We start from the raw sequence: 13,739 nt of genomic DNA on the forward strand, positions 1-13,739 counted from the left end.
CTAATGATTTCCAGAAACGCTTTCAATACAGGAGACCATTTTGGACAATCTACGTGACGCCCGGCGTCTGTTCCCAGGCGCCTTCCAGGTGACGGATCATCTGACGCATACCCGGATCCAGCAGGTGATTATCGACCGGGAGGCCTTGCGGCGCTTCCTGGCTACCGTCAAGGAGATCGAGGTCCAGAACCTGGAATACGTGCCCTTCATGCGCTTCAAGGTAGCCGAGGCTTTGGTGAAGGCCTGCGGCGACGGGCTGCGCGACACCCTCAATGCCATCGTCGAAACCCGTGACCATGGTGGATTTACGGTCGGCCTGCAAGGACTGTCCGACGATCCGGAGGATTTCGTGAAGTTCGGCACGGCCGTCGCCTATTTGCTCGGGCCGGCCAACCACGACTCAATGTCCGGAAAATACTATGCGCGCTTCCTGGTGCGGCACACGGACGACAGCGATTCCTATCTGCGCCAGGCCTATCGCCTGTTCACGATGCATACCGACGGCACCTACGTCTCCGAGGCGACCGACTGGCTGCTGATGATGAAATTCGACGAACGCAATGCCGTCGGCGGCGAATCGCGCTTCCTGCACCTCGATGACTGGCAGGATCTGGACGGTTTTCTGAATCACCCGCTTGCGACCAAGCCACTGCTGTACAAGTCCCCGGCCTCGAAGAACGTCGCGGAACAGGTGGAAAGGCCCCTATTCTTCCAGAACCGCTACGGCCTGGCGATCTGCTTCATCGATCAATTCGCGCAGCCGGCCACGCTCGAAGAGGCCATGTATCTCCACGACCTGTCGGCGTCGATGGAAGCCAGCCCGGGCGTCCAGGAAGTCATGCTGCCGCCGGGCGAGCTGGTCGTGCTCAACAACTATTTCTATCTGCACGGTCGCGCGCCGTTCCAGAAGCATGAATCGCTGCACCGCGAACTGATGCGTATCCGCGGCTTGTTCGGGCGCTGACCGCCCCTTGCCGTCGCGGCGGCTCCCGCCCGGGGGAGCCGCCCCGCCAGCTCATGCCTGACCTATCGTCACCACCGGCGGCTTGGGCGTTTCGTCCACGACCAGCTTGAAGATGTCCGGACGGGCATAGTGCCCGACCACGTCGAAGTCATACTTGCCGCGCGTGACATCGTCCAGGTCGATATCGGCCGTGAGTATGCATTCGCCTTCGTGGTCCGGGCCTGCCAGCAATTGCCCGGCGGGACCGATAATGGCGCTGCCGCCGCGCATCAGCACGGTATCGGGTGAATTGCCCTGGATGGCATCGTAGTCCTCGGGAAAATCGCCCCGCGTGATGTACTGGCACGCCGAAAAAACAAAACAGCGCCCTTCCATGGCGATGTGCCGCATGCTGGTGATCCACTCGTCGCGGTCGTCCGCCGTCGGTGCGCAATAGAGCTGGATGCCTTTGCCGTACATCGCCATGCGCAGCAGCGGCATATAGTTTTCCCAGCAGATCACGGTACCCATTTTTCCGAGCGGCGTGTCGAACACGGGCATGGTCGAGCCGTCGCCGTAGCCCCAGATCAGCCGCTCCACGGCGGTGGGCATCAGCTTGCGGTGCTTGCCTATCATGGCGCCGTCAGGCGAGAAATGCAGCGCGGTGCAATAGAGCGTGCCGATATCCTTCTCCATGACGCCGACCACCACGTAAGCCTGAGCCTCGCGCGCGGCAGCGGCAATTTCGTCCACCTCGGGCCCGGGCACCGCAATTGCGCCATTGAAATAGCGCAGAAACTCCTCGCGTCCTCGCGGCAGCCGGCCGCCCACGCGCGCGCCAAAATCGCTGCCCTTCGGATAGCCAGAGATGGTGGCTTCGGGAAACACGATCAGCTTGGCGCCCAGTTCGGCCGCCTCGCGGATCTTGGCGACGACTTTCTCCACCGTGGCCTGCTTGTTGAACGGGATCGATGCGGTCTGGACAACCGCCGCCTTGAATGTCATTGCGAGGACTCCTCAGAGATGATTTCGCCGCGCTCGATGGTGACGATGCGATCAGCCATCGGTTGCAGCAGTTTGGGATTGGATTCGGTGATAAGGACGGCGAGGTCGGGCTTGCGCGCGCGCAGGGTCTTCAGGCTGTCGGCATAGCGCAACGCCAGCGCTGGCGCCAGCCCCTGGAAAGGCTCATCCAGCAGAACCAGGTTCTCGCCCGCCATCAGCGCGCGGCCCAGCGCCACCATCTTTTGCTGCCCACCCGACAACAAGCCCCCCAGGCGAGGGTTGAGCTGTTCGAGCTCGGGCGCCACGGAATAGATCAGATCCAGCCGTTCCCGGATTTGCTGCGCGCTGAGCTTGCAGGCCCAGGCAGGCACCATCATGTTCTCGATGACGGTGAACTTGCCGATAAGTCGGCGCTCTTCCGGCGCAAACCCGATCCCAAGGCTGGCGCGCGTGTGGGCCTCGCGCGCGGCCAGGCTCTGCCCCTGGAACAGAAGACTGCCCTGGGCAAGCGGCAGCGTACCCATGATGCCTCGCAACAGCGAAGTCTTACCCGCCCCGTTGCGCCCGATCAGGGCCACGGTTTCTCCGGCGCGGATATCGAGATCGACCTCGCGCAACACCTTCGCGCCTTCGATGTATGCGATCAGTTTGCGTGCCTGCAACATCATTGGACACCTCCAATCACGTTGCGCAAGACTTCTTCGTTCTGGAGAATTTCGGCGGGAGGCCCATCGGCAGCGACCTGCCCGGCATTCCATACTATGACGCGATCCATATAGCGCTCGACCAATTCCATATCGTGTTCGACCAGCAATGCCGCGATATTCCGCTGCCGCAGGACCGGCATCAGCATGTCCATGATCTCGAACTTTTCCTGGGAGCTGACGCCGCTGGTAGGCTCGTCCATCAACAATAGGCTCGGCGACAAGGCCAGGGCCACGGCGATGTCCACCAGTTTTCGCACACCTTCGGGCAGGGAGCCTATCTGTCGCCCCGCCTGGCCCAACAGGCCGAAAATGCTCAACAGCTCTTCAGCCTCGTCACGCGCAGCCTTGCGGGACAGGGAAGAAAGCGTCCAGAAGCCGTCGCGGGCCGCCAGCGCCAGCAGCAGGTTTTCAAGCACGGACTGCTCGGAAAATAACTGTGGCAGCTGGAAAGTCCGGGCAATGCCCAGACGCGTGATGGCGCGCGGCTTGAGTCGGGTAAGGTCTGTATCGCCGAATCGCACGCTGCCTTCGGTGGGCCGCACATAGCCCGTGCACAGATTTAGGAATGTAGTCTTGCCCGAGCCATTGGGCCCGATGATGGACGCGATCTGCCCGCGGTAGATGTCCAGGTTCACACCATTGGCCGCCTTGACGCCACCGAACTCAACATGCAGGTCCTTGGAACTGATGATGATCTGGCCTTTCATTGCCGGGCCTCCTTGCGGCCGAACAGTCGCAGACCCAGGCCGAACAATCCGGTCGGCGCAAACAATACGATCGCCACCAGCACCACCCCCATGATCAACTGCCAGGCATTGGCCGCATAGGCGCTCGCCGTGCTGCGCACCGCTTCGAAGGACACCGCTCCCAGCAAGGCCCCCAGCACATTGCCTATACCGCCCAGAACCGCAATGAAGACGAATTCTGCCGAACGGCTCCAGTACGCCATTTCCGGGGTGACGTGGCCTGTTCCCATCGCCGCGATGGCGCCGCCCAGGCCCGCGAGCGCGGCGGAGAAGACGTGGCCGACGTAAAGCACCTGACGCCCCGAGATACCCAAGTACTCCAGGCGGGTCTCATTGGTCTTGAGCGCTGCCAGCGCCTGGCCAGGCGGCGAATTCAGATAGCGCGTCACGACCAGCAGCGCGACGGCCAGCATGACCAGGGCCGTGTAGAACAAGGCCCAGCCGAAAACCTCGACCTCCAGAGGCACGCCGGCCAAGGACTGTATCCGCACCGGCAGGCCGTCGCTCCCTCCGGTCAGGCCATACAGTTTGAGTACCAGCGTGAATCCCACCATGGAAAACGCCAGATTCAGCATGGCGTAGAAGATGTCGCGATAGCGCGACAGGATCAGGCCCAGCACGGCCCCCAATGCCGCGCTCGACAGCACCGCCATGGCGATGACGGCCAGTGCATCCGCGCTCACATGGCGCGCGCCGAAGGCGGTGGCGTAGGCACCGCAAGCGAAGTACAACGCATGGCCAAAAGAGACCTGGCCGGCGCGCAACAGCAGCAACAGCCCCAAAGCGCAGAACGTTATGGCCATGGCCATGGTTGTGAGCGGCCGCAGCGAGGGCGCGATCAGCGGCAAGGCCGCAAGCAAGAGTAACGGCAGGCAGGCAAGCGCCGTCGTTTTGAAATAGGTTTTCATCTTCAGATCCGACGAACTTGTGGCTTGCCGAAAAGACCGTAAGGCTTGACAAGGAGAATCGCAGTCATGACGAGATACGGCGCGACGGACGACAAAGGAGGCAGCAGATGCACGCACAAGGCCTGCACCAATCCGACAATCACCGCGGTCACCGCCGTGCCCTGGAAATGGCCGAGTCCGGCACTGGCCACGATGGCAAAGGAAATCACGATGGAATCGGCGCCTATGCCCGGCACCAGCGAGGTCGTGGGCGATGCCAACGCCCCACCGAGCGCGGCCAGCACGGTGCCCAGCATGAACGTGATCGTGTAGACCCGCTTTGCATTGATGCCCAATACGCGCGCCACCTCGTAGTCCTCGATGACCGTCGCGATCAGCTTCCCCTGCCGCGTCTTGTTGAAATAGAAGGTCAGGGCCAGCATCACGACGATCGCCGACAGGGGCAGCACGAACAGCTGGTAGGCGGTGTAGTAGATGCCGCCCACCTCGACCATTCCCAGCATGGCGAGCGGCGCGTCATTGAACTGCGGCTCCACGCCGAACATCATCTTCTGCACGTCCTCCAGGATCATGAAGATTCCGAAGGTGAGCAGGAGCTGGAGCGCGTGCTCCTTGCCATAGATGCGCCGCAGCAGAAAGCGCTCGATGAGCGGCCCCAGGGTCACGCCGACGGCTATCGCCGCAAACAACAGCGCCGGATAGGTCCAGATGCCGCCATCGGGGCCTGCCAGCCAGAGTCCGAGGGTCACGGCGCTGTAGGCGCCAAGCGCGTAGAAGCTGCCATGGGCGACGTTCAAGATACGCATGATCCCGAAAATCAGGCTCAACCCCACCGCCACCATGAACAGCACCGAGGCGTGCGCCAACCCATCCAGCGTAGCCAGTAATAGCGTTTGTTGCATGATGACGCCGCTTATTCCGTAGGGGTGCCGACTTTCCGCAGAATTTCCGGCGAAAGCGTCTTGAACCATTCGTCGCTCTTCACGCCCGCGGGTGGAGAGGTCAGTTCGGGAGGAATCACCAGCAGCTGTTTGAGCGTCTTGAAGTTCTGTCCGCCCTTCTCCGTAGCGACGCCCAGCAACTGCCCTTCCATCGCCTGATGGTCGTCGCGAATTTTCAGCTGGCCCGTGAAATCATTCAGTTCCAGTCCGCTCCAACCCTTGAGCAGCGCGGTTTGCAGCGTCTTGCGATCGCCGTCCCAGGACGTCTCAAGCGCCTGCTGAATGGAACGCACGGCTTGCGCCATGTGGTACGACGGGAAACTCGGATAGGCGCCTGTGCTCTTTTCGAAATCGGTCACGAAGGCCTGATGCTCGGCGTTGCCGGCCATGGCGGGATTGAATGCCCAGCTATCACCGCGCATGCCCACGATCGCCCCTTCCGGAAAAGCCTTGCCCAGTTGCTGCATGGAGCTCTCGCCGTTGGCGGCCACCAGGCGGGAATTGCGGAACAGCGCCCGTGACGACGCCTGCTTCACAAAGGTGTTCATATCCCCGCCCCACAGGGTCGTGAAGATCACGTCCGGACGCAGGGCCGACAGACGGGAAATCTCGGTTGAGTAGTCGGAGGTGCCGAGCTTGGGGAACATTTCGGCGACGATTTTCACGTCCGGACGCAAGGCCTGCACCGCTCCCCGGAACGCGGCCCAATTGTCACGGCCAAACGCGTAATCCTGATTGATGCCTGCGATGGTCTTGACCTCAGGCATAAGCTTGAGCAGGTACAGCGCCGTCGCGACATTGTTCGACGGCGTGTAGTCGGACGTCCGGTACACATACTCGTACTTGGCCTCCGTGTAGATCCGTTCGGTGCCGCAGTCCCAGAGCATTGTGGGCATTTTCAGTTGCTCAGCGACCGGCGCGACCGCCAGGCATATCGAGCTCGACAAGCCGATGATCATCGCATCCACCTTGCCCGATTCGACCAGGCTGCGATATTCCACGACGACGTTATCCACCCCGTGGTTCTCGTCGATGAAAGTCAGCTCAATAGGCGCGCCCTTGATGCCGCCCGCGCTATTGATCTTTTCCACCTGCAGACGGGCGGCCTGCTGCGCAGGCACGCCAAATACGGCGCCCGCCCCCGACAGGTAGGTGGACACACCAATACGTATGGGCTCAGTAGCGTGGGCCGGTTGCCACAAAGCGAAAACCGTACCCAGAACTGCTGAAAACAAGCCCTTGCCTATCAATTTCATTGCTTCCCCTTGTTCGTATACACAAATTTCGTCTGTCGGCGCGCGCCCGCTCCTTGCGGTGCTGCTTCCCGGCGCAAGCAGGCCCAGCGAGCAGGAAGTGTATTTTTAACGGTTTTTCCCGTCAATAAAATTGCCCTTTGGGTTAACCCTATGGATATTCTATCTATATATTTTTATTGGATTTTTTATAGAATACCCATACCAACCCAATCAATAAAACCATCAATTTCGCAATTTATGTCGGTTATTTCCGACATCAAAAAACGTGGACACTCCTGGCGTCGTTTGATACTGTCTAGCCGCTTCACACATACCGCCAACGGGCCGCGCACCCGTCGGCCCAACGAAGGGAGACGCGTAAGGCATGGATCTGGAAGAGAAGCTCGGGCGGCTAGGTATTAGTGGCAATCTCTACCGGGTGTACAGGGCCGCCATTGAGCTGGGCGACGTGCCGGTATCCGAACTGGCTGCGAGCGCCGGCCTGGCGCGCACGACGACCTACGATGCCGTGCTGAGGCTGGAGGAGGAAGGCTTGCTGAGGATCGAGGGCGCCGACCGAAAACGCCACGTGGTGGCACACGATCCCTCCGTACTACTCGAGTACGTGGCTGCCAGGCGGGTCATGGTCACGGAAATGATGCCGGAACTCCGGTCCATGTATAACCAGGCCAAAGGCAAGCCCAAGACCCGCTTCTACGAAGGCGCAGAGGGCATCCGCACAGTGCTGTGGGACAGCCTGAATGCATCTGTTTCCCTGCGAGCCACTTTCTCGATGTCCGAACTGCGTGAAGTACCGGGCCTGGAAGAGATCAATCGCTACCGCGACGCGCGCATCGCCAAGGGCATCAGCATGCGCGTGATCCGTTCCCGTAGCCGCGATACCGACGACATCTGGCCTGCCAGTGAGTCCGAACTGCGCGAATTGCGATGGGCACCGGCCGACACCAGCGTGGCGATGACTACGCTGATCTACGGCAATTGCGTCGCGATGATTTCGTCCAAGCGCGAAAACTATGGCCTCATCATCGAAAGCAAAGAATATGCGCAGCACCAGGGCATGCTTTTCGATGCCTTCTGGGCATCGTGCCTGCCTGCGGCATGAATGCGATGAATCGGCCCGCCCTCCTGCCTGGCTGACAACCCCCGCGCTACCGACCCCTTACCTGGCATGAGCGATCAACACGTTGAGACCCGCACGCTCCGGTACTTTGTGGCCGTGGTCGAATGCCTGCACTTCTCCAAGGCGGCAGATCGGCTGGACGTCTCCCAATCGGTTCTGAGCGTAGCGATCCAGAAGCTGGAGTCTCAGCTGGGCATCAAGCTTCTCCATCGAAACAAGAGACAGCCTGTCACTCTGACCGACGCGGGTAGAGCGTTTCATGCTCACGCGGTCATCGCCCTCCAGCACATCGACCAGGCCGTTCAGATAGGTCTGCTCGCTGCGCGGGGCCTCGTTGGCGTGGTGAAAGCGGGCTTTGTTGCCTCGGCCGTCACCAGTGGAGCCCTGCCCGGGCTGTTAAGAGCATTCAGATCGGAGCATCCCGCCGTTCAGTTGGAGATTGCCCCTATGGACACGCCCACGCAGCTGGAAGGCCTGAAGAATGGCGTCATTGATATCGGCGTGATCAGGGCCCGCCGGGAGTATCCTCCGGGAGTGAACGCCATTGTCATGCATGTCGAACATCTCGCCGTCGCAATGGCCGACAATCACATTCTGTGTTTGAAGGATGAGCTAGTGCCCCAGGATCTGGCGGGCGAATCCTTCATCATCCCGCAGTTTGACGAGCAGGAGGGTTTCTCGGAAATCCTGGAGGATCTCGCCCGCCAGGGCGGCTTTCCCGACAAGCCCTACCAGCGCGTCAAAGACTTCATGTCCGCGGTCACATTGGCAGCAGCAGGCTACGGCGTCGTTCTCGCCCCGGATTCCATCCTTAGCCTGTCGCCGCCTGGAATCACGTATCGTCGCATTACCCGCTTTGACCGCGACGTAAAACTTGCCTTGGCCTTCCGTACGCGGGGCAACTCGCCGGCGGTAGAAGCATTGATCGAAAAGGTTAATAAACGAATCCATGAGTAGTACAGCAGTGAACGACACCCCCACACCGGATATTGAAGCCGCCGAAGACCAGAAAGAGCAGCGGCCCACGCTTTGGCGCGATGACGGCTGGACCGCCCGGATCATCAAGAACGAGGAAGACGACGGCTGGGCCGTGGAAATGACCATGGACGGAGAGGCCGAGCCGGCCCTGGTCGGCCCCTGGACCATGGGGCGCGACAAAAAAAAACCCAAGCCGCTCGACTCGCCCGCCTTCATCACCCTCGTCAAGACGGCCAAGGAAGTCCTGCGCCGTCACGAGCAGCAATTGCACGCAACGCTGCATAAAAGCGTAAGAATCGACGCCGCCGCCGGCCGCCTGACCATCAAGCTGGATATCGTTCCCGATGAAGACGAACCGTATGCCGTGTTGAGCGCCTACGACGAATCCGGCGAACTACTGGCCCAAACCCAGGTTGCGCCGAACTACAAGCTGAACGTGCAGCGTGCCTCGGAGTGGGCGCAGGGCGGCTTCGGCAAGCACGGCTGAAACTGCCGCAACCGGGAAAGCCCCCCTCCCGGCCATGCGCCCCGGAGGCGCTGCCGGGAGCGAGGGCGCGCCTCGTCAATGGCCCGTCGAGTCCCCTTCCCGGCTGGCTTCGAACAGGAACCAAGTACGCCGTTCGGTCTCATCTATCCAGTTCTCGATCAAGCTGGAGCTGGCGATATCGCGATGCTCGTCCGTAACGTTGTGCGCCTCGCGCAGCGCTGCCGCCAGGACCTTGTTGTCTTCGCGCAGCTCGGCCAGCATGTCCAGCGGCTGTACGTAATCCGCATCGTTGTCCGAGATGCGCTGCGAGCGCGCGATATGTCCGATGGACCGCAGGGTGGTGCCGCCGATCTTGCGGATGCGTTCGGCGATGGGGTCCGTCATGGCGAAAAGCTGGTCGCTCTGCTCGTCCAATAGCAGGTGATAGTCGCGGAAATGGGGCCCGCTGACGTGCCAATGGAAGTTCTTGGTCTTGAGATACAGCGCGAACACGTCGGCCAGTATCTGGTTCAGGGCGGCGGAGATATCCCGCGTGGCTGCTGCCGCCAGGTCAGTCGGCGTAGCCAGCGGACGCTTGCGCCGCTCTTTCAGGGATTTGGTGGTCTTCTCATCCAGTTTCTTGGCCATGGGTCGCAACTCCTAGGAATGATGGTGAAAACGCACGCGCGGCGCGAGGGAGCAAGCGCCGCGACTGCCTTAGCGTAAATCCGCCCGTGCGTTTTTGCCAATGTCCTGGATCAAGACCACACCAGTCCTGAAATCCCGCCCGGCTAGGAGTATGCTACGCCGCGTCCATTCAGCCGGATCCATTCATCGCTATGCGCGGCAATCCCGATCCCAGGCAAGGCGCCCTCGCCCTGCACGGGTTTTACTTCCTGTACTACGGCCTGCAGGGAGTCAGCATTCCTTTTCTTCCCCTGTGGTTCGCCAGCCGCGGTCTGGATCCCGCCCTGATCGGCCTGATCGTCGCCACGTCCTTCCTGCCCAAGATCCTGTCCACGCCGGTGGTCGCGCACCTGGCCGATCAGACCGGCCGCGCGCATGCGCTGATCGCCGGCGCGCTGGCGGCCTCGCTCGCGCTGTTCGTTTGCTACCCGTTCAGCACCGCACCCGCCTGGCTGCTGGCCATTACCCTGCTGCTCAACGCCGTCTTCCCGGCGGTGCTGCCGCTGATGGACCGCATGGCCATCGCCAGCGGGCGCGGCCAGGGCAGCTCCTATACCGTCATGCGCGCCTGCGGATCTCTGGGATTCGCCGTGGTGACCGTGGCCGGCGGCTACCTGATCAAAACGTTCGACGCCGACTGGGTGATGTGGCTGTCGATTCTCCTCATCGTCGCATGTCTGGCCTGCGTGCGGCTCTTGCCCCGGGCTGCGCGCCCCGCAGCCGGTGAAGCTGCGGCGCTGGCGGTGCGCCTGCCCATGTTGGAAGTCCTGCGCGACCGTCCGCTGCTGTTGTGCATCGCCGCAGCCTCGCTGGTGCAGGCCAGCAATGGCTTTCTCTATTCCTATTCCACGCTGTACTGGACCGCCAGCGGCTTGTCCACCGCGCTGATTTCCCTGCTTTGGGTCGTGGGCGTCGCAAGCGAAGTCCTGTTCTTTTTCCTGGCGCCCCGCATCCTGGCCCGCACGGGCGCCCAGTGGCTGATCCTGACGTCGGCCGTCATGACCGCGATCCGCTGGGCGGGCTTGTCCGCCACCACCGATCCGACCCTGATCGCCGCCCTGCAGCTGTTGCAGTGCTTCACCCTGGCCGGCAACAACGCCGCCATCATGTGGTACATCACGCGCCACGTGCCCGCCGCGATCAAGACATCGGCCATCGCCCTTTACGCCTTGTTGTCGGGCGGGGTCTTCATGTTTGCCAGTATCCAGCTGGGTGGCGCGCTGTATCGCAGCCATGCGCCGGGCGGGTTCCTGGCCATGTCGCTTTGCGCCATCGGGGCGGTTCCCCTGCTGGTCTACGCCGAGAAGCAGCGCAAAAGGGCCGGCTGACCGCGGCGCCCTAAGCACGCCTGACGAAAAAAAGGCCTCGCAAGCGAGGCCTTTCCATCAGCAGCAGCCGATCCGTTTCTTTCCGCCGTAGCGCGCGTCCTGGCGCTCGCGGAAGAATGCTTCGTAAGTCATCGGCTCCTGGTCAGGGTGCGTGCGCCGCATGTGCGCCACATATGTTTCGTAGTCCGGCACGCCGACCATCAGCCGGAGCGTCTGCCCCAGGTAGCGGCCGGCGGCGCCGGCCGCGGAACTCATGTTGGAAAACAGCATGCGTCGTCTCCCTTTCCCGTCAGTCCGCGCCGGCGGCGGCCGGCAGCGTCTCGTACGGCATTTCGCGCGCGGTGGGCTTGTTTTCGTTGCGCGCGCGTTGCACCGAACGCAGGCCGAACACCACGATGCTCACCACCACGAAGATGAAGATCGCGCAAAGACCGGCGTTGATGTAGTCGTTGAACACCACGCGCGACATTTCGCCCAGGGACTTGGCCGGAGCCAGGACCTTGCCTTCGGCGATGGCCGCGTTGTACTTGTCGGCATGCGCCAGGAAGCTGACGCGGGGGTCGGCGTGGAACAGCTTCTGCCAGCCGGCCGTCAGCGTGCAAGCCAGCAGCCACAGGGTCGGCAGCACCGTCACCCAGGCGTAGCGGTCGCGCTTCATCTTGAACAGCACTACCGTGCCCAGGGTCAGCGCGATCGCAGCCAGCATCTGGTTGGCGATGCCGAACAGCGGCCACAGCGTGTTGATGCCTCCAAGCGGATCCACCACGCCCTGGTACAGGAAGTAGCCCCATGCCGCCACGCACAAGCCGGTGGCGATCAGGTTGGCGGGCAAGGAGTCCGTGCGCTTGAGCGACGGGGCGAAGGTGCCCAGCAGGTCTTGCAGCATGAAGCGGCCCGCCCGGGTGCCGGCGTCGACAGCGGTCAGGATGAAGAGCGCTTCGAACAGGATGGCGAAGTGGTACCAGAAGGCCATCATGCCCGGGCCGCCGATGGCCTGGTGCAGGATGTGGGCCATGCCCACGGCCAGCGTGGGTGCGCCGCCCGCACGGGAGATGATGGTACTTTCGCCCACGTCCTTGGCGGTCTGGACCAGATCGGCCGGCGTCACCACAAAGCCCCAGCTGGATACGACCTGGGCAACCTGGTCGGGCGTCGTGCCGATCACGGCAGCCGGGCTGTTCATGGCGTAGTAGATGCCCGGCTCGATCACGCAAGCCGCCACCAGCGCCATGATGGCCACGAAGGATTCCATCAGCATGCCGCCATAACCGATATAGCGAGCCTGGGTTTCGTTCTCGATCAGCTTGGGCGTCGTGCCCGAGGAGATCAGTGCATGGAAGCCCGACACCGCGCCGCAGGCAATGGTGATGAAAAGGAACGGGAACAGATTGCCCGACCACACCGGGCCGGAGCCGTCGACGAACTGCGTCAGCGCGGGCATCTTCAGCTCGGGCGCGACCACGACGATACCGATGGCCAGGCCCACGATGGTGCCGATCTTCAGGAAGGTCGACAGGTAGTCGCGCGGGGCCAGCAACAGCCATACCGGCAATACCGAGGCAATGAAGCCGTAGATGATCAGGATCCAGGTCAGGCCCTTGCCGTCGAAGTCGAACATGGGACCGATCACGGGGTGCGCAGCCACGTCCTGGCCGAACGTGATGGCGGCCATCAGGCCGACGAAGCCGATGATGGACACTTCGCCAATCTTGCCCGGACGGATATAGCGCAAGTACACGCCCATGAACAATGCAATGGGAATGGTCGCGGCAACCGTAAACGTGCCCCAGGGCGAATGCGTCAGGGCCTTGACGACGATCAGCGCCAGCACGGCCAGGATAATGACCATGATCATGAAGGCGCCGAACAGCGCGATCACGCCAGGGATCTTGCCCAATTCGGACTTGACCAGATCACCCAGCGAACGGCCATCGCGGCGGGTCGAGATGAAGAGGATGGTGAAATCCTGCACGGCGCCAGCAAACACCACGCCGGCCAGGATCCACAGCATGCCCGGCAGATAGCCCATCTGCGCGGCCAGCACCGGGCCCACCAGGGGGCCGGCGCCTGCAATGGCGGCGAAGTGGTGGCCGAACAGCACGTGTTTGTTGGTGGGCACGTAGTCCAGGCCGTCATTGTGCTTCCATGCCGGCGTCATGCGCGTCGGATCCAGCTGGAAGACGTTCTTGGCAATGAAGCGGCTGTAATAACGGTATGCGATCAAGTACACGCATACGGCGGCGATAACCACCCATAGCGCATTGATGGTCTCCCCTCTGGCCAGCGCCACGGTACCCAGCGCGAACGCGCCCAGTACCGCAACCGCCAGCCAGACCAGGTGTTGACCCAGTCCCTTACTGCTGGTTTGCATAAGTGCTCCTCTAGCCTCCCGCCATGCTTTTGGCGTGAAACGCTTTTATCGTCCCGCGGAAGGCAGACTCATTGTTGTGGGGTGGCAGACGCGCGCGCGTCCACGCAGCGCCGTGTCGACGCGGACGCTAGTATTTCGTTTTGACCACGCAGCAACAAGCGCGAAACTACGCAAGTCCACTACGTGTTACTACGCAATGCGCCGCAGCATGATTTGCCGGAAATCGTAAAATCGGCGCTGAAATTTCCCTGTTCCGACTACGGCAGCTCATTTGCTGCAATGC

At 61.9% G+C, this 13,739-nt stretch carries 14 protein-coding genes; 5 read left to right on the forward strand and 9 right to left on the reverse strand.

What is annotated here, in order from left to right:
* The first annotated feature begins 40 nt into the window (after positions 1–40).
* On the forward strand, positions 41–964 hold the full coding sequence (gene glaH, locus CEY08_RS13275) for a glutarate dioxygenase GlaH (protein ID WP_076813172.1): 924 nt from the start codon (positions 41–43) through the stop codon (positions 962–964).
* A gap of 51 nt (positions 965–1,015) precedes the next feature.
* On the opposite strand, the gene CEY08_RS13280 is transcribed toward glaH, so the two are convergent.
* Genes CEY08_RS13280 through CEY08_RS13305 form a run of 6 tightly spaced genes read right to left on the reverse strand, consistent with a single transcriptional unit; the run spans position 1,016 to position 6,500 of the window.
* On the reverse strand, positions 1,016–1,948 hold the full coding sequence (locus tag CEY08_RS13280) for a carbon-nitrogen hydrolase family protein (protein WP_042793393.1): 933 nt from the start codon (positions 1,946–1,948) through the stop codon (positions 1,016–1,018).
* Positions 1,945–2,616, reverse strand: coding sequence for an ABC transporter ATP-binding protein (locus CEY08_RS13285; RefSeq protein ID WP_223306464.1), 672 nt, complete (start codon positions 2,614–2,616; stop codon positions 1,945–1,947). Before CEY08_RS13285 ends, CEY08_RS13280 begins: the two co-directional genes overlap by 4 nt.
* A complete protein-coding gene (locus CEY08_RS13290; RefSeq protein WP_076813170.1) occupies positions 2,613–3,362 on the reverse strand; it encodes an ABC transporter ATP-binding protein in 750 nt (249 codons plus the stop codon). Before CEY08_RS13290 ends, CEY08_RS13285 begins: the two co-directional genes overlap by 4 nt.
* Positions 3,359–4,309 carry a branched-chain amino acid ABC transporter permease gene (locus tag CEY08_RS13295; RefSeq protein ID WP_076813167.1) on the reverse strand — a complete coding sequence of 317 codons (951 nt, stop codon included), beginning with the start codon at positions 4,307–4,309 and terminating at the stop codon, positions 3,359–3,361. The genes CEY08_RS13290 and CEY08_RS13295 overlap by 4 nt, the downstream gene beginning before the upstream one ends.
* Before the next feature lie 2 nt (positions 4,310–4,311).
* A complete protein-coding gene (locus tag CEY08_RS13300) occupies positions 4,312–5,211 on the reverse strand; it encodes a branched-chain amino acid ABC transporter permease (RefSeq protein WP_042793391.1) in 900 nt (299 codons plus the stop codon).
* An 11-nt stretch (positions 5,212–5,222) separates the two neighbouring features.
* On the reverse strand, positions 5,223–6,500 hold the full coding sequence (locus CEY08_RS13305; protein WP_167380335.1) for an ABC transporter substrate-binding protein: 1,278 nt from the start codon (positions 6,498–6,500) through the stop codon (positions 5,223–5,225).
* A gap of 370 nt (positions 6,501–6,870) precedes the next feature.
* On the opposite strand from CEY08_RS13305, the gene CEY08_RS13310 reads away from it, so the two are divergent.
* The 3 genes from CEY08_RS13310 (at position 6,871) to CEY08_RS13320 (ending at position 9,091) form a co-directional block, all read left to right on the forward strand.
* Entirely contained in the window at positions 6,871–7,608 is a 738-nt protein-coding gene (locus CEY08_RS13310; protein ID WP_076813161.1) for a TrmB family transcriptional regulator, read from the forward strand.
* 66 nt (positions 7,609–7,674) lie between these two features.
* Positions 7,675–8,583 carry a LysR family transcriptional regulator gene (locus CEY08_RS13315; RefSeq protein ID WP_076813159.1) on the forward strand — a complete coding sequence of 303 codons (909 nt, stop codon included), beginning with the start codon at positions 7,675–7,677 and terminating at the stop codon, positions 8,581–8,583.
* Positions 8,584–8,590: 7 nt separating this feature from the next.
* Positions 8,591–9,091 (forward strand): hypothetical protein, encoded by a 501-nt coding sequence (locus CEY08_RS13320; RefSeq protein WP_076813156.1) that lies wholly within the window; start codon positions 8,591–8,593, stop codon positions 9,089–9,091.
* Positions 9,092–9,166: 75 nt separating this feature from the next.
* Here the strand turns inward: CEY08_RS13320 and CEY08_RS13325 are convergent, their stop codons facing one another.
* Positions 9,167–9,718 carry a Dps family protein gene (locus tag CEY08_RS13325; RefSeq protein WP_042793386.1) on the reverse strand — a complete coding sequence of 184 codons (552 nt, stop codon included), beginning with the start codon at positions 9,716–9,718 and terminating at the stop codon, positions 9,167–9,169.
* A gap of 191 nt (positions 9,719–9,909) precedes the next feature.
* Here CEY08_RS13325 and CEY08_RS13330 point away from each other — a divergent pair, with 191 nt between their 5' ends.
* Positions 9,910–11,085 carry an MFS transporter gene (locus CEY08_RS13330; RefSeq protein ID WP_076813154.1) on the forward strand — a complete coding sequence of 392 codons (1,176 nt, stop codon included), beginning with the start codon at positions 9,910–9,912 and terminating at the stop codon, positions 11,083–11,085.
* Between the two features lie 57 nt (positions 11,086–11,142).
* Here CEY08_RS13330 and CEY08_RS13335 read toward each other — a convergent pair whose 3' ends face one another.
* The gene (locus CEY08_RS13335) at positions 11,143–11,355 is read right to left on the reverse strand and encodes a YbdD/YjiX family protein (RefSeq protein ID WP_088155544.1); all 213 of its coding nucleotides are present in this window, start codon (positions 11,353–11,355) and stop codon (positions 11,143–11,145) included.
* Between the two features lie 19 nt (positions 11,356–11,374).
* Positions 11,375–13,456 carry a carbon starvation CstA family protein gene (locus CEY08_RS13340; protein WP_042793385.1) on the reverse strand — a complete coding sequence of 694 codons (2,082 nt, stop codon included), beginning with the start codon at positions 13,454–13,456 and terminating at the stop codon, positions 11,375–11,377.
* Positions 13,457–13,739 lie beyond the last annotated feature (283 nt).

Origin of the sequence: Achromobacter insolitus, from assembly GCF_002209555.1 — a bacterium.
Taxonomy (GTDB): Bacteria; Pseudomonadota; Gammaproteobacteria; order Burkholderiales; family Burkholderiaceae_B; genus Achromobacter; species Achromobacter insolitus.

Bases quoted from the DNA above. Each gene is read 5' to 3' on its own strand.
- CEY08_RS13295 (WP_076813167.1), bottom strand. From the start codon at position 4,309: ATGAAAACCTATTTCAAAACGACGGCGCTTGCCTGCCTGCCGTTACTC.
- CEY08_RS13280 (WP_042793393.1), bottom strand. From the start codon at position 1,948: ATGACATTCAAGGCGGCGGTTGTCCAGACCGCATCGATCCCGTTCAAC.
- CEY08_RS13325 (WP_042793386.1), bottom strand. From the start codon at position 9,718: ATGGCCAAGAAACTGGATGAGAAGACCACCAAATCCCTGAAAGAGCGG.
- CEY08_RS13285 (WP_223306464.1), bottom strand. From the start codon at position 2,616: ATGATGTTGCAGGCACGCAAACTGATCGCATACATCGAAGGCGCGAAG.
- CEY08_RS13315 (WP_076813159.1), top strand. From the start codon at position 7,675: ATGAGCGATCAACACGTTGAGACCCGCACGCTCCGGTACTTTGTGGCC.
- CEY08_RS13310 (WP_076813161.1), top strand. From the start codon at position 6,871: ATGGATCTGGAAGAGAAGCTCGGGCGGCTAGGTATTAGTGGCAATCTC.
- CEY08_RS13330 (WP_076813154.1), top strand. From the start codon at position 9,910: ATGCGCGGCAATCCCGATCCCAGGCAAGGCGCCCTCGCCCTGCACGGG.
- CEY08_RS13340 (WP_042793385.1), bottom strand. From the start codon at position 13,456: ATGCAAACCAGCAGTAAGGGACTGGGTCAACACCTGGTCTGGCTGGCG.
- CEY08_RS13300 (WP_042793391.1), bottom strand. From the start codon at position 5,211: ATGCAACAAACGCTATTACTGGCTACGCTGGATGGGTTGGCGCACGCC.
- CEY08_RS13335 (WP_088155544.1), bottom strand. From the start codon at position 11,355: ATGCTGTTTTCCAACATGAGTTCCGCGGCCGGCGCCGCCGGCCGCTAC.
- CEY08_RS13290 (WP_076813170.1), bottom strand. From the start codon at position 3,362: ATGAAAGGCCAGATCATCATCAGTTCCAAGGACCTGCATGTTGAGTTC.